Below are 23428 nucleotides of genomic sequence, written 5' to 3'. Positions count from 1 at the left end.
TCAAGATCAGGGCTGGAGCGCCACGTCGTCGCCATCGTCGCGGACCTCGTCGGCGTCTTCCGCGTCGTCCTCGAAATCGACCTGCGCCGAATCCTCGGCCATGTCGTCCTCGTCCTGTTCGGCGTCGTCGTCCTCCTCGGCGACCTCGTCGGCGAGCATATCGATCTCGTCGTCGTCCTCGTCGTCGAGCGGCTCGCGCCCCAGATCAGGGTTCATGTCGGTCAGGATCGTGCCGTCGCTCGGCCCGTCGCCGGTCGCCTCCAGAATCTCGGCGCGCTGGCTTTCGTCATAGCCGTCCTCGTCATAGCCGTCGTCGCTGGTGCCTACGCCCGGTATCTGATGGCCGCCCATGATCGTCCTTTCTGGCGGGAACGGCGGGATGCCGACCCTGTGACGGACGAACGGCGGGGGCGCGGACCTGTTCCGTTCAGGCGCGACGAGCCGCCGGTTCGTGCGCCGGACGGAACAGCCGCCCGCGCTCCGCGACCAGCACGATGACAAGCGCGAGGACGCCCATCGTGGTGAAGCCGACGTACAGCGGCACCGTGGTCCCGTCGTAGCTCTGGCCGACATAGGCACCGATCAGCGCCGCGCCGAGCGTCGCGACGAAGCCTTGCAGGCTGGCGGCGGTGCCGGCGATGTCGCCCATGTTCTCCATCGCCATCGCCGAGAAATTGGACGTGGCAAGGCCGAAGCACGCCATCATCAGCGCCTGGACGACGATGAAGTTCGCCAGCGTCTCGGCGCCCGACAGCGAGATCATCAGGTGCGCCACCGCGAAGATGATGAAGCCGATCAGCGCGGTGTGCGAGATGAGCCGCGTGCCGAGCTTCATCACGATGCGCGAGTTGAGGAACGATCCGACCGCCATCGTGCCGGCGACCGACGCGAACACGACGGCGAGCAGGTGCGGCACCCGGAACACGTCGAACACGATCTGCTGGATCGATCCGATGAAGCCGAACAGCGCGCCCTGGAGCATCGTCGCCGCCAGCGTATAGCCGACCGCGTAGCGATCGCCCGCCACCCGCTTCGTGCCCGCGACCAGCAGGCCGAGGCGCAAGGGCCGCCGGTCCTCGATCGCCAGCGTCTCGGGCATGCGCAACACGAACCAGGCGAGGATGCAGGCGGTGACGAGCGCGATGCCGCCGAAGATCCACCGCCAGCTGGCGAACAGCAGGATCAGCTGGCCGAAGGTCGGGGCGAGCACGGGCGCTGCCATGAACACGATGAAGGCGAGGCTCATCACCCGCGCCATCGCCCGGCCCGAGAAACAGTCGCGCACCAGCGCCACCGTGACCGTCCGCGCGCCCGCCACCATCGCGCCCGAGGCGAGGCGGGCGATCAGCAGCAGGTCGAAACTGCCCGAAATCGCCGCCAGCAGATTGGTCGCGACATAGCCGACGAGGGCCACCACCAGCACGCGGCGCCGCCCGAACCGGTCGGTCATCGGGCCATAGACGAGCATCGCGAAGGCGAACCCGACCATGAAGGCGGTGATGACGAACTGGCGGCGATTGGGCTCGGCCACGTCGAGCGCGTCGGCGATGGCGGGCAGCGCCGGCAGCATCGAATCGATGCCGAGCGCGGTCAGCGCCATCAGCGCGGCGATCAGCGCGACGAACTCGACGAAGCCGATCGGCGCGCGGTTCTGGCTGTCTTCGGGAGCGTGGCCGGTCATGGTGCGGTGCGTCATGGCGCAAAGGGCGGGCGGCGGGAACCCCTTGCGCACTACCGCGTGACCGGCCTCAATGCTTGTACAGGGCGTCGAGCCTTTCGCCGTACACTGCCCGCAGGACGTGACGGCGGATCTTCAGGCTGGGGGTCAACTGCTCGTTCTCGATCGTGAACGGGCCGTCGGCGATGATGAAGCGGCGGATGCGCTCAGTGACCGACAGATCCTTGTTCACCCGCTCCACCGCGGCACCGATCGCGGCGCGATATTCGTGATTGGCCTTCAGCTTCTCGAAATTGCAGCCCGATCCGGTCTTCGCACACCATTCCGCGGTCCATTCGGGATCGGGGACGATTACCGCGGTCATGTACGGGCGGCGATCGCCGGCGATCATCGCCTGGACGATCTCGTTCTGCAGGGTCAGCATCCCCTCGACCTTCTGCGGCGCGACATTGTCACCCTTGTCGTTGACGATGATGTCCTTCTTGCGATCGGTGATCTGGATGCGGCCCTTGGCATCGATCACGCCGATGTCGCCGGTGTGGAGCCAGCCGTCCTTCAGGACGCGCGCGGTTTCCTCCTCGTTGCGCCAATAGCCGTGCATGACGAGCTCGCCGCGGACGAGAATTTCGCCATCCTCGGCGATGCGGACTTCGGTATCGACGAGCGGCGGGCCGACGGTGTCGTGCTTCAGGCCGGCGGCGGGGCGGTTGCAGGAGATGACGGGCGCCGCCTCGGTCTGGCCATAGCCTTGCAGGAAGGTGAGCCCGATCGAGGAGAAGAAGGTGCCGACCTCTGGATTGAGCGGCGCGCCGCCCGATACCATCGCCTTCATCCGCCCGCCGAACTTCTTGCCGATCTTGGGCTTGAACAGCGAATTCACGATCAGGCGCATCGGCAGGTCCAGCGCGGACGCGCTGCCCGCGGCTTCCTTGCCGCCGATCGAGACGGCGCGGTCGAGCAGGTAGCTGCTGAGCTTGCCCTGCTTCTCGATCGCTTTGGTTATGCGGGTGCGCAGCACTTCGAACAGGCGCGGCACCACTACCATGATCGTGGGGCGCGTCTCCTCGATATTGCTCGCAAGCTTGTCGAGACCCTCGCTGTAGTAGATCTGCGCGCCCAGCCCGATCGGGAAATGCTGCCCGCCGGTATGTTCATAGGCGTGGCTGAGCGGCAGGAACGACAGGAACACCTCGTCCTCCCAGCCGAAATCCTCGCTGATGACGGTGCAGCAACCGTTGACGTTGTGCAGGATCGCGCCGTGATGCTGCATCACCCCGCGCGGCGCGCCGCCGGTGCCGCTGGTGTAGATGATGCAGGCGAGATCGCCGCGCTGCGCGGTCGCCTCCGCGGTAACCTTGGCGACGTCGCCGCGGTCGGGCGCAATCAGATCGGCCCAGTGGTGGAAGTCGATCGATCCGGGCTGGCCCAGCCGGAAATCCTCGATCGCGATGACGATCCGCGCCGCCGATCCACGCAGCACCGCGGGCATCAGCGTCTTGGCGAGCTTCGCGGTCGACACGACCACCGCGCAGGCGCCCGAGTTTTCCAGGATGTGCTGGTGGTCGCGTTCGGTATTGGTGACATAGGTCGGCACGGTGACGCAGCCCGCGGCCATGATGCCCAGGTCGGCGATGCACCATTCGGGGCGATTTTCGCTGACCAGCATCACCCGGTCGCCCTTGCGCAGGCCCATCGCGCGCAGGCTGGTGGCAAGGCTCGCGACCTGCTGCGCGGCCTCGGCCCAGCTCATCGACTGCCAGCCGCCGTCTTCCTTGTGCCACAGGAACGGCGCGTCGCCCTTCTCACGCGCGCGGGTGAAGAACATCGTCACCAGATTGGGGAAATGTTCGAGGGTTCTGGCGGTCACGTATCTCTCCTGCGGTGCGGCGTCTTGTATGATCGCGCCGCTCTCCAAATTCGTCTGGGGTCGTTTATTCGGGCGGCCGGCTGGGGTCGCTGCCGAAGCGACGAATCTTCGTGACGGTCCCGGCCTCGTCCTCTGCGACGCCTTCGCTGCGCGGATCGGCGGCGCCGACCCAGCGCCCGCCGACCCATTCGACCGCATTCGCCTTCAGCCCCAGCGGGCCGACCGCGACGCGCTCGCCGAGCGCCTGCAGCGCCGGGACCATGCCTGCGCGCTCGGTACCACTTTCGGCGACCGCCTGCATGCCCGGCGCATAGAGCAGCCCCATCGCAATCGCGTCCTGTGCGGGCAGGCCGAAATCGATCACGCCCATGATCGCCTTGGCGATCTGCGCGATGATCGTCGGGCCGCCGGCGGCACCGATCGACAGGCGAACGCGGCCTTGCGCGTCGTACACGATCGTCGGCGCCATCGAGCTGCGCGGGCGCTTGCCGCCCTCGACCCGGTTGGCGACCAGATAGCCGTCCTTCTCGGGCACGGTGTCGAAATCGGTCAGCTGGTTGTTGAGGACGATGCCGTTGACGGTCAGTCCCGATCCGAACACGCCCTCCACCGTCGTCGTGACCGCGACGACGTTCCCCTGCGCGTCGGCGACCGACAGGCTGGTCGTTCCCGGCACCTCGGCGGGCGCGGCGCGGACGCGCGGCGGGGCGTCCGGCGGAGTGCCGGCGGCGACGCTCGCCATCGTGCGGTCGGGCGCGATCAGCGCCGAGCGGCCGGCGAGATAGGCGGGGTCGAGCAGGCCGGCGACCGGCACGCGCACGAAATCGGGATCGCCGATGTACAGGTTGCGATCGGCATAGGCGAGGCGCGACGATTCGGCGAACAGATGCCACGCGGTCGCGCTGTCCTTGCCCAGCGCGCCCATGTCGAAGCGTTCGAGCTGCTTCAGGATCATCAGCACGGTCAGTCCGCCCGACGACGGCGGACCCATCCCGCAGATACGGTAGCTGCGGTACGGCACGCACACCGGATCGCGCGGTTTCGCGGCATAGCTCGCCATGTCGCCGGTCGTCATCTGCGACGGGTTCTGCGCGGCGTTCCTGACCGTAGCGACCAGCGCCTGCGCATCGGGACCGACGTAGAAGCTGTCGGCACCGCGCGACGCCAGCCGTTCGAGCAGCGCCGCCTGGGCAGGGTTGCGCACCGTCGCCCCGGCCGGCAGCGCGACGCCGCCGGGCGAGAAGATTGCCCGCATCTCGGGCGTGATGTGCGTGCCGTTGCGCGCCAGTCCGTCGACGAAGCGCGGGGTCAGCTGCCAGCCGTCGCGCGCAATGCGGATCGCCGGCGCGAACAGCCGGGCCCACGGCAGCTTGCCGCCCGATCGGTACGCCAGCGCCATGCCGCGCAGCGCGCCCGGCACGCCGACCGACTTGCCGCCGGGCACCGCCACGCGGTGGTCCATCGGCTGGCCGTCGGCGGTGTAGAACAGCCGCGGCCCCGCGGCCATCGGCGCGGTTTCGCGTGCGTCGATCGTGTCGAGGCCGCCCTTGGCCGAATGCCGCACCCAGAAGCTGCCGCCGCCCATCCCCGAGCTCTGCGGCTCGACGACGCCGAGCGCGAGCATCGTCGCGATCGCCGCGTCGGTCGCGCTGCCGCCCGCCTTCAATATCTCGACGCCCGCGGCGACCGCGCGCGGATCGGCGGCGCTGACCATGCCGGGTGCGCGCGCGCGGGTCGCCTCGGCAACGGGTGCCTGCGTGCTCGGCGCTACGGATGCGGCAGCAGGTCGATCGGCTAGGGGCGCGCACGCGGCGACCAGCGGCACCAGCGCGAGGAACAGGGCTTTCATGGGACGCGACCCTAACGCGCCGCCGCGAGTGCGCAAGCGTCAGCCCGCGCCGACCGCGTCCCCGATATGCGCAAAGCCGTCGCGGGCGAGCAACGCGTCGAGCCCGCGGGCGATGCGGCGGGCGAGGCCGGGGCCTTCGTACACCAGCGCCGAATAGAGCTGGACCAGCGACGCGCCCGCGCGGATGCGGGCGTAGGCTTCCTCCGCGCTGTCGATGCCGCCGACCGATATGAGCGGGAGCGCCGCCCCGGTCGCGACGCGGAACTCGGCAAGGCGCTGGCGGGAGAGGGTGGCGAGCGGCGCGCCCGAGAGGCCGCCGGCCTCGCCCGCGTGACGCGATCGTAAGGGCGGGCGCGAGACGGTGGTGTTGCTGACGATCAGCGCGTCGATGCGGTGATTGATCGCGGCCCGGGCGATATCGTCGATATGCGCGGGCTCGAGATCGGGCGCGACCTTCAGGAACAGCGGCGTCCGCCCCGCCGCGGCGCGCGACGCCGCCAGCAATTCGGCGAGCGCGGCGCCGTGCTGCAAGTCGCGCAGGCCGGGGGTGTTGGGGGACGAGATGTTGATCGTGACGTAGTCGGCATGCGCGGCTGCCTTCGTTACGCCCGTCGCATAGTCGGCGATGCGGTCGGCGGCATCCTTGTTCGCGCCGACGTTGACACCGAGAATGCCGGAGCGTTCGCGCGGGAGGCGGTTGAGTGCGGCGTCGATGCCGCCGTTGTTGAAGCCCATGCGGTTGATGACGGCACGGTCCTCGACCAACCGGAACAGCCGCGGCTTCGGGTTGCCGGGCTGCGGCAGGGGGGTGAGCGTGCCGACCTCCACGCTGCCGAAGCCCAGGCCGAAGAAGCCGGGGATAGCCTCCGCATCCTTGTCGACGCCCGCGGCCAGCCCGACCGGATTGGCGAAGTGCAGGCCGGCGACGATCTGCGCGAGCCGCGGCGTGGTTTCGACCCGTCCGGTGCGCGCGCCGGCAATGGCGAGCGCGCGGATGGTCAGGCGATGGGCGCGCTCGGCGTCGAGGGCGAACAGCAGCGGATGGTACCAGGGCATGGCCGGCCTTATCGCGGTTGTGTTGCGGGGCACAAATCCCTATCTGACCAATCGGAACGATTTCCTCCGATTTGAGAACCGCTCGCAACTATGCGTCTTTCCAGCCTCGCCGATTATGCCGTCGTGATGATGTCGGCAGCCGCGCGCCATTGCGGCGTCAGCGGGCGGCTGAACGCGACCGTGATCGCGGGCGAGACCGGGCTGCCGCTGCCGACCGTGCAGAAGCTGGTGAGCAAGCTCTCCGCCGCGGGCCTGATCGAAAGCACGCGCGGGACCGGTGGGGGCTTCCGGCTGGCGCGGCCACCGGTCAGCATTACGCTCGCCGATATCGTCGAAGCCATAGAGGGGCCGATCGCGGTCACCACCTGCGTCGATGCAGCCGCGCACGACTGCGCGGTCGAGGGCAATTGCCGCGTCCGCCCGCACATGGGCCATGTCAACGGCGCCGTCCGCGGGGCGCTCGCAGGCGTCAGCCTCGCCACCCTTTCCGCCGGAGTTGCCGCGTAATGGCCACCAAGAACGCCGAGGCGCATGCCGCCGCGAACAAGACGTACGAATGGGGTTTTCATTCGGACATCGAGCAGGAATTTGCGCCCAAGGGTCTAACCGAGGACACCGTCCGCTTCATTTCGGCCAAGAAGAACGAACCGCAGTGGATGCTCGACTGGCGGCTGAAGGCGTTCGCTTTGTGGCAGACGATGGAGGCGCCCGACTGGGCGAAGCTGAACCTCGATCCGATCGACTATCAGGACGCCTATTATTACGCCGAGCCCAAGGCAAAGCCGAAGCTCGGAAGCCTGGACGAGGTCGATCCCGAAATCCTGCGCGTGTACGAGAAGCTGGGCATCCCGATCGCCGAGCAGAAGCTGCTGGCGGGCGTCGAGGGTGGTGAGGAGGGCGGCTTGCCCCAGCGGCGCGTGGCGGTGGATGCGGTGTTCGACAGCGTGTCGGTCGCGACCACGTTCCGCAAGGAGCTGGAGGCGGCGGGGGTGATCTTCCGCTCGATCAGCGAAGCGATCCGCGAATATCCCGACCTGATCCGCAAATGGCTGGGCAAGGTGGTGCCGCAGCACGACAATTACTTCGCGACGCTTAATAGCGCGGTCTTTTCCGACGGGACGTTCGTGTACATTCCGGAGGGCGTGCGCTGCCCGATGGAGCTCAGCACGTATTTCCGCATCAACGCCGAGAATACCGGCCAGTTCGAACGCACGCTGATCGTCGCCGACAAGGGGTCGTACGTCTCGTATCTGGAGGGCTGCACCGCGCCGATGCGCGACGAGAACCAGCTCCACGCCGCGGTCGTCGAACTGGTCGCGCTGGACGATGCCGAGATCAAATACTCGACCGTCCAGAACTGGTATCCCGGCGACGAGAACGGCAAGGGCGGCATCTACAATTTCGTGACCAAGCGCGCGCTGTGCCAGGGGCGCAACAGCAAGGTGTCGTGGACGCAAGTCGAAACCGGCAGCGCGATCACGTGGAAATATCCGAGCTGCGTGCTGAACGGCGAGAACTCGGTCGGCGAATTCTATTCGGTCGCGGTCACCAACAACCGGCAGCAGGCCGATACCGGCACCAAGATGATCCACAACGGCAAGGGATCGCGTTCGACGATCGTGTCTAAGGGGATTTCGGCGGGCCGCAGCGACAACACCTACCGCGGCCTGGTGCGCGTCGCACCGGGGGCGGAGGGCGTGCGCAACTTCACCCAGTGCGACTCACTGCTGCTCGGCGACCAGTGCGGCGCGCATACCGTGCCGTACATCGAGGTGCGCAACCCCTCGGCGCAGATCGAGCATGAAGCGACGACGTCGAAGATCAGCGACGACCAGATGTTCTACGCCATGCAGCGCGGGCTCGACAGCGAGGCGGCGGTCGCGCTGATCGTCAATGGCTTCGCGCGCGAAGTGCTGCAGCAGCTGCCGATGGAATTCGCGGTCGAGGCGCAGAAGCTGCTGGGGATTTCGCTCGAGGGGAGCGTGGGGTGAGTTTCGACGTCGCTACGTTGCGTGCCGCTCACAAGCACTGCGCCGCGCATCGTAGCGAAGTTCAAGCGAGCGACATGTGTGGCTGCTTCTCTTGCGTTTCGACCTTTCCTCCCAGCTTCATCGATCGATGGATTGAGGAGACGGGTGGCGAACTGGCGAAGCGGCCGGACCCTTGGACGGCGCTTTGTCCTGAGTGCGACATTGATGCCGTGATCGGTAGCAAGTCCGGCTACCCTGTGCATGACCTAGCCTTCTTGAAGGCGATGAACGGTGAATGGTTTGGTGAAGTAGATGCTCAAAATTGATAACCTCCACGCCGAGATCGACGGCAAGCCGATCCTCAAGGGCTTGACCCTCACCGTGAACGCGGGCGAGGTGCATGCGATCATGGGGCCTAACGGGGCGGGCAAGTCGACGCTCGGCTATGTGCTGGGCGGGCGGCCCGGTTACGACGTGACCGAGGGCTCAGTGACCTTCGACGGCGCCGACCTGCTCGAAATGGAGCCGCACGAGCGCGCCGCTGCCGGCGTGTTTTTGGGCTTCCAGTATCCGGTCGAGATTCCCGGCGTGTCCAACGTGCAGTTTCTGCGCGAGGCGCTGAATGCGCAGCGCAAGGGGCGGGACGAGAAGCCGCTGTCGGGGGGTGAATTCCTGAAGCTCGCCCGCGCGCAGGCCGATCTGCTGAGCATGGATCACGACATGTTGAAGCGTCCGGTCAACGTCGGCTTTTCGGGCGGCGAGAAGAAGCGCAACGAGATGGTGCAGATGGGCATCGTCGATCCGAAGTTCGCGATCCTCGACGAGACGGACAGCGGCCTCGACATCGATGCGCTGCGGATCGTCGGCGACGGAATCAACCGCATCATGCGGCGTCCCGACAAGGCGGTGCTGCTCATCACCCACTACCAGCGGCTGCTCGATTACGTGAAGCCGGACTTCGTCCACGTGCTCGCCGACGGGCGCATCACGCGGTCGGGTGGCGCGGAGCTGGCGCACGAGCTGGAGGCGCAAGGGTATGGCGCGGTGGCCGCATGATCCTCGCGGCGCTCCTGATGATGCAGGCGGCTCCGGCGGCGACCGAGGCTGCGATGGCGACCCGGCTCGACCAGCGCTGGCGCGGGTCGCTGAAGGGCGGCGCGTGCGTCACGAAACGTTCGACCGGCGATGTGGACGTCGATCGCATTGGCTGCTCGGCGATGGAGACGTGCCAGCCGCAGTTCGATTCGCGCCTGCAGGCCGCAGGCGATCGCGCGATCCCGGCGGGGACGAAGAAGGTCATGCGCGCGGCGCTGACTGCGGAGCTGGCGAAATGCGTGACCGATGCGCGCCGGGCAGGGATCGCGGCGCTGTCGGCGCAGCGGGGGGCGGCCCTGTGAGCGTGCTCGACCTCCCGTCGACCCGTCAGGAAGCATGGCGTTGGGCCGATATGGCGGCGCTGGAGGCGGCTGCCGCGGCGCCGCGCGTGCCGGCACTGGCAGCGCAGTTCCTCGACCTCGGCGGCGCGCGGCTGGTGTTCGTCGATGGCGTCTTCGATACTGCGCAGAGCATGCCCGGGCGCGTCGCAGTCGAGGCGCTGAACCTCGCCACCGACCACCCGCTCGGCAGCCGTGCGACCGGCACCGGCTGGACGCTGACGCTTTCCGCCGCGCAGGCCGAAATCAGTGTCGAGATCGTCCATGTCTCGACCGGGGGCAAAAACCATGTGCCCGCGCGCATCGCGCTGGCCGAGGATGCGGTCGCGTCGGTCGTGGAGACGTTCGTCGGCACCGGCTGGGCCAACCGGCTGACCCAGGTTACGCTCGCCAAGGCGGCGCGGTTGCAGCGCGCGGTGCGTATCCTCCACGACGACGGCTTCGTCTCGACCCGCGACGAGGTTCAGGTGGGCGAGGGCGCGAGCTATGTCGCGACGGTGCTGGGCGCAGGCGGCATGGCAAGCCGCGTCGATGCGCAAATCGACATCGTCGGCGACGCCGGGTTCGCGGAAATGGGCGGCGCGCTGCTGACCCGCGACGCGCTGCACCAGGAATGCGCGGTGGCGATCCGCCATGCCGCCCCCAACGGCGCGAGCCACCAGACGTGGCGCGCGGTCGCCGCTGACCGGTCGCAGGCGAGCCTTGCCGCCCGGGTCGAGGTCGCGCGCGATGCGCAGAAAACCGACGGCGTGCAGTCGCTGCGCGGCATCCTGTTGAAGCGCACCGCGACGATCAACCTGAAGCCCGAGCTGGAAATCTTCGCCGACGACGTGAAGTGCGCGCACGGCGCGACCGTCGGCGAGCTCGACGCCCGCGCGCTGTTCTACCTCGCCAGCCGGGGCATCGCGCCGGCTAAGGCGCAGGCGATGCTGACGCGGGCGTTCGTGGCGGACGCGCTCGACCGCATTGGCGATGAAGCCGTGCGCGAGGCTTTCGCGGCGGATGCGGATGCGTGGCTGGAGGCGGCGTTGTGATGGACGACGCGCACATCCTCCCCGGTACGGGGAGGGGGACCGCCGAAGGCGGTGGAGGGGGCCCTCCTCCCGCGGAGCATGTGCGGCCCACCCCCCACGTCGCGCTGCGCGCGCCACCTCCCCGTGCCGGGGAGGAATTGAACACGCTCGCCGATTTCCCTGCCATCCCGGCGGGCTGGGCATACCTCGACACCGCCGCCACGTCGCAGAAGCCGCAGGCGGTGATCGACGCAATCACGCGCGGTTACGACCGCGATTACGCGACGGTGCATCGCGGCGTGTACCAGCGTTCGGCCGACATGACACTCGCGTATGAAGCCGCGCGGCGGCGGGTGGCGAGCTTCATCGGCGGGCGCGAGGACGAAATCGTGTTCGTGCGCGGCGCGACGGAGGGGATCAACCTGGTCGCGCAAAACTGGGCGGGGACGCAATTGGAGGCGGGCGACCGCATCCTGCTTTCGACGCTCGAGCACCACAGCAACATCGTGCCGTGGCAGATGGTTACCGAGCGGGTCGGCGCGGCGATCGACGTCGTGCCGCTGACCGCCGACCACCGCATCGATCTCGACGCGATGGCGGCTATGCTGACCGAGCGGCACAAGCTGGTTGCGCTCGCCCATGTCTCGAACGTGCTGGGGTCGGTGCTCGACGCACGTCGCGCCGCCGATCTCGCGCACGGGGTGGGTGCGAAGATCCTGATCGACGGGTGCCAGGCGGTTCCACGGATGGCAGTCGATGTCGCGGCACTCGACTGCGATTTCTACGTGTTCTCCGGCCACAAATTATACGGACCGACCGGAATCGGCGTGCTGTGGGGCCGCGCCGAGCTGCTCGACGCGATGCCGCCGTATCAGGGCGGCGGGTCGATGATCGACCGGGTGACCTTCGCCAAGACCACCTACGCCCCCGCGCCGACCCGGTTCGAGGCGGGGACGCCGCATATCGTCGGGGTGCTGGGGCTCCACGCCGCGATCGACTATGTCGAGGGCATCGGCCTCGATCGCATCCACGCGCACGAAACCGCACTGGTTGCAGAGGCGCGCGCGCGCCTGTCGCAGATCAATTCGGTCACGCTGTTCGGACCGGAGGATTCGGCGGGCATCGTCAGCTTTGCGATAGAGGGGGTGCATCCGCACGACATCGGCACCATCTTGGACGAGGATCGCGTCGCGATCCGCGCCGGGCATCACTGCGCGCAGCCGCTGATGGATGCGCTCGGCGTGCCGGCGACCGCGCGGGCGAGCTTCGGGGTCTACAACACGCTGGCCGATGTTGAAGCGCTGGCCCGCGGCATTGAACGGGTAACGAGGATTTTCGGATGAAGCCCGAGGTTGAGGAAGTCGAAACCGTCAGCGCGCCGCCCCGCGCGCGGGTCGAGGACGCGCGCGACACATTCGAGCGCAAGCGCGACTATCTCGAAGGATTTCTCGCGCAGAAGCCGCGGGGGCTGAGCGCGGGAGAGCCGGGGGGTGAGACCTATGAGGCGATCATCACCGCGCTCAAGGAAATCTACGATCCCGAAATCCCGGTCAACATCTACGAACTGGGCCTAATCTACGGTGTCGAGGTGACCGCCGACGGCCATGCCGCGGTGCAGATGACGCTGACGACGCCGCACTGTCCGGTCGCCGAATCGATGCCCGCCGAGGTCGAGCTGCGCGTCGGCGCCGTGCCGGGGGTAGGGACGGTCGACGTCAACCTCGTCTGGGACCCGCCCTGGGACCCGTCGAAGATGAGTGACGAAGCCAAGCTCGAACTGGGGATGCTGTGATGGCGACGACGACCCGCGCCCGGCCGGCCGTGCTGAACCTGACCGAGCGGGCCCACGCCCGCATCGCCGACCTGATGTCGCGCGCGCCGGAAGGGGCGATCGGCGTCAAGCTGTCGACCCCGCGGCGCGGGTGTTCGGGGCTGGCCTATTCGGTTGATTATGTGACCGAGGCGAACCACTTCGACGAAGCGATCGAGACGCCCGGCGGGACGTTGTTCGTCGATGGCGCGTCGGTGCTGTATCTGGTCGGGTCGACCATGGACTGGGTGGAAGACGACTTCGCCGCGGGCTTCGTGTTCGAGAACCCGAACGCCAAGGGTGCGTGCGGGTGCGGGGAAAGCTTCACGGTCTGACCGAATTTGCTCCCGCGCAGGCGGGAGCCCAGGGCCACAGGCGGTAGCGCGAGTGGCTCTGGACCCCCGCCTTCGCGGGGACACCGGTTTTAAAGGCTGCGCGCGATCAACACCTTCATGATCTCGCTCGTGCCGCCGTACAGCCGCTGCACCCGCCCGTTTCGCCACATCCGCGCGATCGGATAGTCGTTCACATATCCGTAGCCGCCATGCAGTTGCAGGCAGTCGTCCAGAATCTCCCACTCGGTCTCGCACACCCACAGCTTGGCGATGGCGGCGGTGGTCAGGTCGAGCGTGCCGGCCATCTGCCGCTCGATACAGTCGTTGACGAACACCTTGGCGACGGTCGCCTTCGCCTTGGCTTCGGCGAGCTTGAACTGGGTGTTCTGGAAATCCAGCACCGGCTGCCCAAACGCTTTCCGCTCGCGGACGTAATCGGTGGTGACGGCGATCGCCTTCTCCATCGTCTGCACCGATCCGACCGCGATGATGAGGCGCTCGCGGGGCAGCTCGGCCATCAGCTGGCGAAACCCCTGGCCTTCGGCAGGCCCGAGCAAATTCTCGCTCGGCACCCACACGTCGTCGAAGAACAGCTCCGACGTATCCTGCGCATCCTGCCCGATCTTGTCGAGCGCCTGCCCGCGCCGGAATCCCTCGACCTGGTCGGTTTCCACCACCAGCAGCGACACGCCCTTGCCGCCGAGCGACGGGTCGGTCTTTGCCACCACCACGATCAGGTCGGCGATCTGGCCATTGGAGATGAAGGTCTTGGCGCCGTTGATGCGATAGCCGTTGCCGTCCTTCAGCGCGGTCGTGCGGATCGATTGCAGGTCGCTGCCCGCGCCCGGCTCGCTCATCGCGATCGCCGACACGCGCTCTCCGGAGCACAGGGCGGGGAGCCAGCGGCGCTTCTGCTCCTCCGTGCCGTGGGCGAGGATGTAGGGCAGGATGATGACGTTGTGGAGCGACAGCGCGAAGCCGTCGACGCCCGCCTTCGCCACCGCCTCCACCAGCACGACGTCGTGGCGGAAATCGCCGCCGCCACCGCCATATTCGGTCGGGATCGCCGCGCCGAGCAGACCCGCCGCGCCCGCCTGTCGCCAGAAATCGCGCTCGACCTGACCGGCGTCGCGCCATCGGGCGACGCGTTCGGGCGGAGCCTCGCGCGCGAAGAACCGCGCGGCGCTGTCGGCCAGCATTTCCAGTTCGGGATCGCGCATGCAGGCGGGTGGCGGCACGTCGAGGGCGGGCATCGTCTCTCCTGGTCGTTGGCGCGAGCCTCGCAGAGCGGAGGCGCGACGGCAAGCGCGTCAGGATCTGGGAAACACCGCTCCGACATGACGCTCGCCACGCGCCTCGGCCAGCCGCGCCTGGCGCTCGCGCTCGGCATAGCCTTGGCGCTGCGCGTCGTCGCGCTCGGCATGGCAGGCGGGGCAGCTGACGCCCTCTACGTACAGCGGCGACGCGCGGTCGGCCTCGCTCACCGGCATGCGGCAGGCGTGGCATAGCGCGTGGCTGCCTTGGGCGAGGCCATGGGTGATGGCGACGCGCTGGTCGAACACGAAGCATTCGCCCGCCCACAGGCTCTCGGCGGCGGGCACCTGTTCCAGATAGGACAGGATGCCGCCCTTCAGGTGATAGACCTCGTCCAGCCCCTCGGCTCGGGCGAGTGCGGTGGCTTTCTCGCAGCGGATGCCGCCGGTGCAGAACATCGCGACCTTTCGCCCCTCGAGCTGTTCGCGGTTGGCGCGCAGCCATGCCGGGAAATCGCCGAAGCTGCGTGTGGCCGGATCGACCGCGCCGGCAAAGCTGCCGATGCGCACTTCGTAATCGTTGCGGGTGTCGACGACGACCGTGTCGGGATCGGCGATCAGCGCGTTCCAGTCTGCGGGAGCGACATAGGTGCCGGTCGCGGTCGGATCGATGGCGGGCTCGCCCATCGTCACGATCTCGCGCTTCAGCCGCACCTTCATGCGGTGGAAGGGCAGCGTCGGGCTGCGCGATTCGCGCACGTCGAGCGTGTCGCAACCGGGCAGGGTGCGGATGTGGGCCAGCACCGCCTCCACCCCGGCATCGCTGCCCGCGATCGTGCCGTTGATCCCTTCGGACGCCAGCAGCAGCGTGCCGAACACGCCGTTCGCGGTGCAAACCTCCAGCAGCGGCGCGCGGACTGCGGCGGCGTCGAGCGGCGTGAACCGGTACAGCGCGGCGACCCGGACGGCATCGGCGAAAGGGGGCGGGGGGGTGTCTGTCATGGGATCATGGTGCCTGGGGACGGGATCGAACCGCCGACACTGCGATTTTCAATCGCATGCTCTACCAACTGAGCTACCCAGGCATTTCGGGCAACAGGGCCGCGAAAGAGCGTCGCCTTTAGTCGGGGGTTCCGGGGCTGTCCAGCCCCGGATCGCCAAAAGGATCGGCGGCAGGGCCGGGAATTCGGTATCCCTCGCCCAGCCATTGCAGCAGGTCGCGGTCGCGGCACCCCTGGCTGCAGAACGGGGCGTGCGGCGCCTGCGCGGGCGCGCGGCACAGTGGGCAGAGATTACGGGTGGCGGGCCTGGACATGCCCCGCCGATATGGCGAGCGCAGGGTCGGCCCGCAAGGCGATCGGCACGCCCAATGTCCGCGACAGAGCTGCGATCCAGTCGGGCGTGATCGCGGCGATGACCGCGGGGTGCGCAGCGATGGTGCGCTCGCCGGCGCCGGGGGTGCGCTCGGCCCGGCGCAGCAGCGCGCGAGCGTGGGCAGCGACACCGTCGCCGGCGAACACTTCGATCAGCGAACGGCGGCGGCGGGGTCGCACGATCTGCACGAAGCCGAAGCCATTGACCGCGGTGCGCTCGAATGGTTGCGGCAGGACGCTGTCGATGGCGGCGGCGGCGGCGTGCCGCGCGGCCTTGTCGGCGGCGCTCGGCAGGTCGATGCCGATCGATCCGCCGATATCGAGCCGCCGGATCGCCTGCGCCGCGGCGTGGGCGCCGGCGACGGCCAGCGTGTTGGCGTGCGCCCAGCCATCAACGTCGATCAGCGTCATCGCCGGGGTGGGGTGGATCGAGAGGCTGCCCCCGTCGAAGGCGATCGAGAGGTTGGCGGCCTCCTCGATCAGTTCGTCCCACCCGGCGGCGGCGAAAAGGTCGGGGTCGGTGGGGCGCAGCGCGCGCGTCTCCAACCCGTTCGTTTCGAGCGAAGTCGAGAAATCTTGGGTAGCGCCAGAACCTGTTTCTCGACTTCGCTCGAAACGAACGGGAGTATTAGCGGTGGTGGCAGGCGCCGGCCGTGCCCGTGCGCGTTTGGGCTTGCCGGGTTCGGGCAGGGCGGGTCGGACGATTTCGATGCGGGTCATCGCCCCTTGCGTGACGCCGGCGGGCAGCGGCACGACCAATGCCTCACCGCAGTCCCACGCCACAATGCCCTGGTTGCGCTCCGGCATCCGCGCGATTAGCCGGGCGTCGAGGATGGTGCCGGCGATAAGCTCGCCGTCGGGCAGGATGCGTGCCTCGACGATGCGACCGTCCTCGACCAGCGCGGCACGGGTTTCGCCCAGGCCGCGTTCGATCAGCCACTCAGCCAAGCTGCAACCCGCTCGCAACCAGTAGTGCGCGCGTCTCGAACAGCGGCAGGCCGACGACTGCGGAATTGCTGCCCGACAGGAAGCGGACGAACGCCTCGGCGCGGCCCTGGATGGCGTAGCCGCCGGCCTTGCCCATCCCTTCGCCGCTGGCGACGTACCAGTCGATCTCGCTGTCGCTCAGCCGCTTGAAGGCGACGACGGTCTCGGCATGGCGCACGCGGGCGCGGCCGTCGCGGTCGATCACGCAGACGCCGGACACGCAGCTATGGCGGCGGCCGGACAGCAGGCCGAGCATGCGGCGCCAGTCGGCCTCGTCCACCGGCTTTTCGAGGATGCGGCGCCCGACGGCGACGGTCGTGTCGCCGGCCAGCACGATCTCGTCCGCCGCCCGCGACACCGCGCGTGCCTTCGCCTCCGCCAGGCGGGTGACGTATGCGACCGGGGTTTCGCCCTTCAGCGGAGTCTCATCGACGTCGGGGGCGGCCAAGCGCGCGGGCACAACGCCGATCCGCGCGAGCAGCTCGCGCCGGCGCGGCGAGGTCGAGGCGAGAACGAGGTCAGGCACGGTCATGCCCGCGAAATTTGACGACGTTATTGCGGCCCCGGACCGCCGCGGCCCGGCATGAAGCGATAGGTGATGCGGCCCTTGGTCAGGTCGTACGGGGTCAGCTCGACGAGCACCTCGTCGCCGACCAGCACGCGGATGCGGTTCTTGCGCATCTTGCCCGCGGTGTGGCCCAGGATTTCGTGGTCGTTCTCCAGCCGCACGCGGAACATCGCGTTCGGCAGCAGCTCGACCACCTGGCCGCGCATCTCGAGCAGTTCTTCCTTGGCCAAACAAAAACCTCTGAATTCTAGGATAGTGACGTCGCCCGCGCCCTTAGCGGCTGGGCGCGCAAAAGGGAAGCGGGCGACGCGGTGCCGGGTGCGCCCCGGCCATTCTTCCGTCAGACCGGATTATTCTTGTCCAGGAACGCCTGCATGGCTTTCAGAAACTCGAGGCGGTCTTCAGCGCGCGAGAAATGGTGATCGGCCTCCGGCTGCTCGATATACGTCACGGGTTTGTTGATCTTGCGCAGGCGCTCGACGAATTCGCGCGACTGGTCGATTGGCACCACCGTGTCCTTGCGGCCATGCACGATCAGCAACGGCAAGGCCGTCTTCTCCGGCGTCGTGATCGGCGACACGCTGCGGAAATCGGTGGCCTGCAGGCGCAGCCAGTCCATACGCGCGCCAGATGAAAGGAACTGGCCATCGTAACGGCGCAGACGATCCAGATCCGACACGCCGGCGTAAGATATCGCGCAGCGATAGGTGGCCGCGTCACGCTGCGACGCGCGCATGGCGGCGTACCCGCCATAGGATGCACCCGCGATGCAGACGCGCTTCGGGTCGGCCACGCCCTGTTTCGCAAGATACGAAACCGCGTCGATCAGATCGTCCTGCATCGCCAGCCCCCATTGGCCCTGGCCTTTCTTCGCAAATGCGGAACCGTAACCGGACGAGCCACGATAATTCGGTTGAACCACGGCATAGCCGCGCTCAGCAAGCGACTGGCTCCACCAGTCCCAATCCTCGGAATCACGCGCAAAGGGGCCGCCGTGCGGCATCACGATCAGCGGCAGCCCGGTTGCCGGCCGCCCTCGCGGCAGTGTCAGGATCGCCGGAATTTCCAGGCCGTCGCGAGCCTTGTAGCGCACCGTCTTGACGGGATTGAGCCGCGCCGAACGGATCTGCGCATTGGCGTATCCAAGCAGGTTCATCCTGCCGGTCGAGCGATCATAGAGGTAGAAGCCCCCCGGCGAATTGGAGGCGCCGACCTGGACGATGGCCCGCTTGTGATCGCGGCTGTAGGTCGCGATGCTTGCCGACCCGCCCGACACCGCCTTGGTGATTTCCGCCTGCATCGCGGCGAGATCAGAGTCGATCCAGTCGGTGCGCGCCTTGTCGTCGAGATAGGAAACACCTGCCAGCCCGTCGCGCGTCGTGGTCGGAATCAGTCCGTCCACGTCGTGCCCCGAACTGCCGTAAAGCCGCTTCCCGAGCTTCAGGTTGGTCAGGTCATACTCGTAGATGCCCTGCATCCCGGCGTCGTCCTCGGCAAAGGCGAGCGCCTTGGAGGGATCGGCCATGAACAGAGACGGGACCACGATATCCTCGCGGCCGCGCGTTTCCCGGACGATTTCCTTGAAGGGTGTGTCTGCGGCGGGTCGATAGAGAACCCGCGTCGAGCGACCGTCCCTGGAATGGCCGATTCCCATGCGGACGACGCCCTTGCCGTCCGCCGACCACGACATCACGCCTTCGCGCGAGCCCATCGCCCGACGGCTCTTGCCAGTCGAGACATCGACTTCGACCACTTCGGGCCAGAACGCCAGATTATCAACGTAGATCGACTTCTGCAGCGACAGGAGGATGCGCGGGGTTCCGTCGTCCGCCACCCAGATAACGTCGTCCGCCGCCTGTGCGGCTTCGCGCGCCATAAGCGGCACGACCTTGTCGCCCGCGGCACTGACGCCGATGGCGCGGCGCAGGTACCAGTCACCGATGCCCGGCATCGGGACCTTGTTGCCGATGCCGACGACCATCCAGTCGTCGTTGACCCAGCGCCACCAGTTCAGGTCGTTGTCACCCGTCGCGACGAAGCGGGGCGGCCCACCCTCGATCGGGATGATCGCCAGATACTGCTTTCCGCGCGAGGCGACCTGGGCGGCGATGAGCTTCCCGTTCGGGGAGATCTTGGGGCCCATGAGGGTCGGCAATTCGGCGAATTGCTCGATCGGCCTCGGCACGAAATTCGTTTGCGCTGTCGTGGTTGACGAACCCAGTGTCGCCACCGCTGCCCCGACCAGCAGCGCCGCTGTAAATCTACCACGCATCACATAACTCCCCCGAGATTTTAGGTCGCAGGCTATCGTCGAACGCGTCGGCAGGCAATCCGCCAAGTCCATGACCTGACAGAAAAAAGGGGGCCGCCCGGATTCCTCCAGACGCCCCCTCAGACACGCTATGGATAACGAAGCTTAGCCCGCCGCGAGCGCCGCCAAAAGCAGCAGCGCCACGATGTTCGTGATCTTGATCATCGGGTTGACCGCCGGACCGGCGGTGTCCTTATACGGATCGCCGACGGTGTCGCCGGTCACCGCGGCCTTGTGGGCTTCGCTGCCCTTGCCGCCGTGGTTGCCGTCCTCGATGTACTTCTTGGCATTGTCCCATGCGCCGCCGCCCGAGGTCATCGAGATGGCGACGAACAGCCCCGACACGATCACGCCGAGCAGCAGCGCGCCGAGTGCCGCGAAGGCGCTCGCCTGGTCCGCCACGGCAAGGATGATGTAATAGACCGCGATCGGCGCGAGCACCGGCAGCAGGCTGGGGACGATCATCTCCTTGATCGCGGCGCGCGTCACCAGGTCGACGGTGCGGGCGTAGTTGGGGCGGCTGGTCCCTGCCATGATGCCCGGATTGTCGCGGAACTGGGCACGAACGTCCTCGACCACCGAGCCTGCCGCGCGACCCACCGCGGTCATCCCGAACGCGCCGAAGCTGAACGGCAGCAGCGCGCCGAGCAGCAGCCCAACGATGACATAGGGGTTGGACAGCGAGAAATTCACAACGATGTCGGGGAAATAGATGCCGAGATCGGTGGTGTACGCCCCGAACAGCACCAGTGCTGCGAGCGCGGCGGAGCCGATCGCATAGCCCTTGGTGACTGCCTTGGTCGTGTTGCCGACTGCGTCCAGTGCGTCGGTGCGATGGCGGACGTCATCCGGCAGGCCCGCCATCTCGGCGATGCCGCCGGCATTGTCGGTGACCGGGCCGTAGGCATCGAGCGCCACGACCATGCCGGCGAGCGCCAGCATCGACGTCGCACCGAAGGCGATGCCGATGATGCCGCCAAGCTGATAGCAGGCGACGACCGCGACCGAGATGACGATCGTGGGCAGCGCCGGGCTTTCCAGGCTGACGGCCAGGCCCTGGATGACGTTGGTGCCGTGGCCGGTTTCCGATGCCTTGGCGATTGACTTCACCGGGCGATAGTTGGTGCCGGTGTAATATTCGGTGATCCACACCAGCACGCCTGTCAGCGCTAGGCCGATCATCATGCACCAGAACAGCTTCATGCCGGTGAAGGTGATCGTGGTCGCACCGACCGCTGCCGCGGGCGTCAGGAACGCGCTGTCGCCCAGCGCCGTCGATCCGCCGATCAGGGCGTTCATATCGCCCACCACATATTGCGTGGCGAAGTAGATCGCGGGGATCGAAAGCACGACGGTCGTCCAGAAGCCCTTGTACAGCGCCCCCATGATCGAGCCCTTGCCGAGCCGGACCATGTAGGTGCCGATGATCGAGGTGATGACGCACACGCCGCCGACCAGCAGCGGCAAGGTCATCAGCTGGAACAGATGGTCGGCGTTGGGCAGCAGCAGCGCGATCGACGCCATCGTCACGCCGATGGTGACGACATAGGTTTCGAACAGGTCGGCGGCCATGCCGGCGCAGTCGCCGACGTTGTCACCGACGTTGTCGGCGATGGTGGCGGGGTTGCGGGGGTCGTCCTCCGGGATGCCGGCCTCGACCTTGCCGACCAGGTCGGCGCCGACGTCGGCCGCCTTAGTGAAGATGCCGCCGCCCAGACGCGCGAAGATCGAGATCAGCGACGCGCCGAACGCCAGCGCGACGAGGGTGTCGACGATGACGCGGCGGTCTTCACCGACCGACAGGTCATAATGGCCAAGCGTCAGCAGGCCCCAGAACATGACCGAGATCGCCAGCAGGCCAAGGCCCGCCACCAGCATGCCGGTAATCGCGCCCGACCGGAACGCCATCGTCAGCCCGCCTTGCAGCGAGGTGCGCGCAGCCTCCGCGGTGCGGACGTTCGCCTTCACCGACACGTTCATGCCGATGAAGCCGGTCACGCCCGACAGGATCGCACCCAATGCGAAGCCCGCGGCAGAGATCGGTCCCAGGAACCACGCGACCAGCGCCGCGACGACGACGCCGACGATGGCGATGGTGCGATACTGCCGCCCGAGATAGGCGCGCGCGCCCTCCGCGATGGCGGCGGCGATGTCCTGCATCTTCGCGTCACCCGCCGGCGCCTTCAGCACCTGTGCGGTCGTGACGAGGCCGTAGAGCACGGCGATGACGCCGCACGCGATGGCCAGATAAACGATTCCCATGTCCTGATCTTCCCCCATTTGCTCAAATTGGATTGAGCGCGGCCCGGTTCGTTGATGACCGGGTCCGCGGACGAAGGGGGAGCGTATGGAAGCCCCACAGGGTTGGCAAGCGGCACGAAAGGCCGAGGCGTCAGCGGTGTTGCCACCCCAGGGTCGGGGGCAGCGGGACCGGCGCGCCGTCGCGCGTGAGGGTCAGGCCGGCGCCTTCGGACATGCTGCCGATGCGGGTCGCGGCGACCGGCGGCTCCATGCCGGACGGAAGCGTGAACAGCAGTTCGTAGTCGTCGCCGGCAGTCGCCGAAGCCAGCGCGTCGCCGCCCCAGGCGCGATACTTCGGCGACAGCGGCAAGGCGTCAAGCGCGATCGTGACGGCGCAGCCGCTCGCCGCTGCCAGCCGCTCGGCGTCGATCAGCAGGCCGTCGGACACGTCCATCATCGCGGTGACATGAGGGGCAAGCGCCTGGCCCTCCGCCAGCCGCGGCGTCGGGCGGCGATAGCGGGCGAGCAGCGCCGCCGGGCCGTCCGCACCGCGCGCGATGGCGAGGCCGGCGCCGGCGTCGCCGATCGTGCCGGTGACCCAAAGGGTGTCGCCGGCCTGCGCACCGCTGCGCGTTGGGCTGACGGTGGCGCGCCCGATCGCGGTCAGCGCATAGCTGCGCCCGCCCGACACGGTGTCGCCGCCGAGCAGCGCACAGCCGAAGGTGGTGAGAACGTCCCGCAAACCATCGAGGAACGCGGCGTCCCACTTATCGTCGCGTAAGGGGTAGCCGAGCAAAACCCCCTCCGGCACCGCGCCCTTCGCGGCGAGGTCAGAGAGGTTGGCCGCGACCAGCTTCCACGCGACGTCGCCGGGCGAGTCGTCGGGCAGGAAATGCACGCTCTCGACGATCAGGTCGGTGGTGAGGACAAGCTCTCCGAGCCGGGCGGCATCGTCGCGCAAGTCCAGCGCGCCGGGGTGGAGCGGCAGGGTGCGCAGGGCGGCGAGGAAGTCGGCTTCGGTCATCGAGATCAAATTCCTCCCCGGCACGGGGAGGGGGACCGCCGAAGGCGGTGGAGGGGGGGCGCCTCGACCACAGCGTTTGCGGCCCGCCCCCTCCGTGACGCTACGCGCGCCACCTCCCCGTGCCGGGGAGGATCAGCCACGCACATCCTTCGCGATCGCGTCGAGCAGGCCGTTGACGAAGCCCTTCTCGCGCTTCTCGTAAAACGCGTCGGCGACGTCGAGATATTCGCTGATGACCGCGCCCGCCGGCACGTCGGCGCGGGCGAGGAGCTCGTAGGTGCCGGCGCGCAGGATACCGCGCATCGGCTTGTCCAGCCGCTCCAGGCTCCAGCCCGCGGACAGCTTGTCGGCGATGCGGCGGTCGATTTCCTCGCTACGGGCGTTGGCGCCGGTCACGATATCGTCGAAGAAATCGACGTCGGGCTCGGCATATTCGACGTCGTCGATCGTCGCGCCCAGGCGGTGGTTGTGGAATTCGTTGAGCAGCTGGATAAGCGGCGTGCCCTCCATATCCTGCTGGTACAGCGCCTGGACGGCGGCAAGGCGGGCGGCGGCACGCGCGGTCGATCGCGCGCGGGTGCGGGGCGTGGCTTTGGTGGTCATGATGACCCTCCTTTGCCGTTCGTTTCGAGCGAAGTCGAGAAACCTGTGCCTGAAACG

Annotated in this window: 24 protein-coding genes and 1 tRNA gene; 9 read left to right on the top strand and 16 right to left on the bottom strand. The window is 67.9% G+C overall.

Annotated elements, in window-relative coordinates; translation table 11 throughout:
• Positions 1 to 6: 6 nt before the first annotated feature.
• From M9980_RS07960 to M9980_RS07940, 5 genes are all read right to left on the bottom strand, one after another.
• On the bottom strand, positions 7 to 351 hold the full coding sequence (locus M9980_RS07960) for a DNA primase (protein WP_250748815.1): 345 nt from the start codon (positions 349 to 351) through the stop codon (positions 7 to 9).
• A gap of 76 nt (positions 352 to 427) precedes the next feature.
• Entirely contained in the window at positions 428 to 1696 is a 1269-nt protein-coding gene (locus tag M9980_RS07955) for a multidrug effflux MFS transporter (protein ID WP_250748812.1), read from the bottom strand.
• Positions 1697 to 1748: 52 nt separating this feature from the next.
• On the bottom strand, positions 1749 to 3503 hold the full coding sequence (locus tag M9980_RS07950; RefSeq protein ID WP_250754844.1) for an AMP-dependent synthetase/ligase: 1755 nt from the start codon (positions 3501 to 3503) through the stop codon (positions 1749 to 1751).
• A 106-nt stretch (positions 3504 to 3609) separates the two neighbouring features.
• Entirely contained in the window at positions 3610 to 5394 is a 1785-nt protein-coding gene (gene ggt / locus M9980_RS07945; protein WP_422921347.1) for a gamma-glutamyltransferase, read from the bottom strand.
• Positions 5395 to 5433: 39 nt separating this feature from the next.
• Positions 5434 to 6450: a quinone-dependent dihydroorotate dehydrogenase gene (locus M9980_RS07940; RefSeq protein WP_250748809.1), complete on the bottom strand. Its 1017-nt coding sequence runs from the start codon at positions 6448 to 6450 to the stop codon at positions 5434 to 5436.
• A gap of 90 nt (positions 6451 to 6540) precedes the next feature.
• Between M9980_RS07940 and M9980_RS07935 the strand changes: the two genes are divergently transcribed.
• The 9 genes from M9980_RS07935 (at position 6541) to M9980_RS07895 (ending at position 13011) form a co-directional block, all read left to right on the top strand.
• The gene (locus M9980_RS07935; protein ID WP_250748806.1) at positions 6541 to 6957 is read left to right on the top strand and encodes an RrF2 family transcriptional regulator; all 417 of its coding nucleotides are present in this window, start codon (positions 6541 to 6543) and stop codon (positions 6955 to 6957) included.
• A complete protein-coding gene (gene sufB / locus M9980_RS07930; RefSeq protein WP_250748803.1) occupies positions 6957 to 8441 on the top strand; it encodes a Fe-S cluster assembly protein SufB in 1485 nt (494 codons plus the stop codon). Before M9980_RS07935 ends, sufB begins: the two co-directional genes overlap by 1 nt.
• A complete protein-coding gene (locus M9980_RS07925) occupies positions 8438 to 8746 on the top strand; it encodes a cytoplasmic protein (protein WP_250748800.1) in 309 nt (102 codons plus the stop codon). The genes sufB and M9980_RS07925 overlap by 4 nt, the downstream gene beginning before the upstream one ends.
• Positions 8733 to 9476, top strand: coding sequence for a Fe-S cluster assembly ATPase SufC (gene sufC / locus M9980_RS07920; protein WP_250748797.1), 744 nt, complete (start codon positions 8733 to 8735; stop codon positions 9474 to 9476). Before M9980_RS07925 ends, sufC begins: the two co-directional genes overlap by 14 nt.
• Positions 9473 to 9817, top strand: a complete 345-nt coding sequence (locus M9980_RS07915; protein ID WP_250748794.1) for a hypothetical protein — start codon at positions 9473 to 9475, stop codon at positions 9815 to 9817. The genes sufC and M9980_RS07915 overlap by 4 nt, the downstream gene beginning before the upstream one ends.
• Positions 9814 to 10887, top strand: a complete 1074-nt coding sequence (locus M9980_RS07910) for a SufD family Fe-S cluster assembly protein (protein WP_250748791.1) — start codon at positions 9814 to 9816, stop codon at positions 10885 to 10887. The genes M9980_RS07915 and M9980_RS07910 overlap by 4 nt, the downstream gene beginning before the upstream one ends.
• A gap of 137 nt (positions 10888 to 11024) precedes the next feature.
• A complete protein-coding gene (locus M9980_RS07905; RefSeq protein WP_250754840.1) occupies positions 11025 to 12209 on the top strand; it encodes a cysteine desulfurase in 1185 nt (394 codons plus the stop codon).
• Complete coding sequence (locus tag M9980_RS07900) at positions 12206 to 12658, top strand: SUF system Fe-S cluster assembly protein (RefSeq protein WP_250748776.1); 453 nt, start codon at positions 12206 to 12208, stop codon at positions 12656 to 12658. The genes M9980_RS07905 and M9980_RS07900 overlap by 4 nt, the downstream gene beginning before the upstream one ends.
• A complete protein-coding gene (locus tag M9980_RS07895; protein WP_250748773.1) occupies positions 12658 to 13011 on the top strand; it encodes a HesB/IscA family protein in 354 nt (117 codons plus the stop codon). The genes M9980_RS07900 and M9980_RS07895 overlap by 1 nt, the downstream gene beginning before the upstream one ends.
• Positions 13012 to 13100: 89 nt before the next feature.
• Here the strand turns inward: M9980_RS07895 and M9980_RS07890 are convergent, their stop codons facing one another.
• From M9980_RS07890 to nusB, 11 genes are all read right to left on the bottom strand, one after another.
• Entirely contained in the window at positions 13101 to 14264 is a 1164-nt protein-coding gene (locus tag M9980_RS07890) for an acyl-CoA dehydrogenase family protein (protein ID WP_250748770.1), read from the bottom strand.
• Positions 14265 to 14321: 57 nt separating this feature from the next.
• Positions 14322 to 15266 carry an oxygen-dependent tRNA uridine(34) hydroxylase TrhO gene (gene trhO / locus M9980_RS07885; protein WP_250748760.1) on the bottom strand — a complete coding sequence of 315 codons (945 nt, stop codon included), beginning with the start codon at positions 15264 to 15266 and terminating at the stop codon, positions 14322 to 14324.
• Between the two features lie 7 nt (positions 15267 to 15273).
• Positions 15274 to 15349, bottom strand: a tRNA-Phe gene (locus M9980_RS07880).
• 35 nt (positions 15350 to 15384) lie between these two features.
• Positions 15385 to 15579 carry a DNA gyrase inhibitor YacG gene (locus M9980_RS07875; protein ID WP_250748758.1) on the bottom strand — a complete coding sequence of 65 codons (195 nt, stop codon included), beginning with the start codon at positions 15577 to 15579 and terminating at the stop codon, positions 15385 to 15387.
• Positions 15557 to 16585, bottom strand: coding sequence for a ribonuclease E/G (locus M9980_RS07870; RefSeq protein ID WP_250748756.1), 1029 nt, complete (start codon positions 16583 to 16585; stop codon positions 15557 to 15559). Before M9980_RS07870 ends, M9980_RS07875 begins: the two co-directional genes overlap by 23 nt.
• Positions 16578 to 17156 (bottom strand): Maf family protein, encoded by a 579-nt coding sequence (locus M9980_RS07865; RefSeq protein ID WP_250748740.1) that lies wholly within the window; start codon positions 17154 to 17156, stop codon positions 16578 to 16580. Before M9980_RS07865 ends, M9980_RS07870 begins: the two co-directional genes overlap by 8 nt.
• A gap of 20 nt (positions 17157 to 17176) precedes the next feature.
• Positions 17177 to 17422, bottom strand: coding sequence for a translation initiation factor IF-1 (infA, locus tag M9980_RS07860; protein WP_026325702.1), 246 nt, complete (start codon positions 17420 to 17422; stop codon positions 17177 to 17179).
• 110 nt (positions 17423 to 17532) lie between these two features.
• Complete coding sequence (locus tag M9980_RS07855) at positions 17533 to 19422, bottom strand: alpha/beta hydrolase family protein (RefSeq protein WP_250748736.1); 1890 nt, start codon at positions 19420 to 19422, stop codon at positions 17533 to 17535.
• Between the two features lie 186 nt (positions 19423 to 19608).
• The gene (locus M9980_RS07850) at positions 19609 to 21765 is read right to left on the bottom strand and encodes a sodium-translocating pyrophosphatase (protein ID WP_250748718.1); all 2157 of its coding nucleotides are present in this window, start codon (positions 21763 to 21765) and stop codon (positions 19609 to 19611) included.
• Between the two features lie 130 nt (positions 21766 to 21895).
• A complete protein-coding gene (gene thiL, locus M9980_RS07845; protein WP_250748715.1) occupies positions 21896 to 22768 on the bottom strand; it encodes a thiamine-phosphate kinase in 873 nt (290 codons plus the stop codon).
• A 132-nt stretch (positions 22769 to 22900) separates the two neighbouring features.
• Positions 22901 to 23371, bottom strand: a complete 471-nt coding sequence (nusB, locus tag M9980_RS07840) for a transcription antitermination factor NusB (protein WP_250748714.1) — start codon at positions 23369 to 23371, stop codon at positions 22901 to 22903.
• Between the last annotated feature and the right edge of the window lie 57 nt (positions 23372 to 23428).

Origin of the sequence: Sphingomonas donggukensis (assembly GCF_023674425.1) — a bacterium.
Classification (GTDB): domain Bacteria; phylum Pseudomonadota; class Alphaproteobacteria; order Sphingomonadales; family Sphingomonadaceae; genus Sphingomonas; species Sphingomonas donggukensis.
This window is presented reverse-complemented; position numbering and strand designations above follow the sequence as displayed.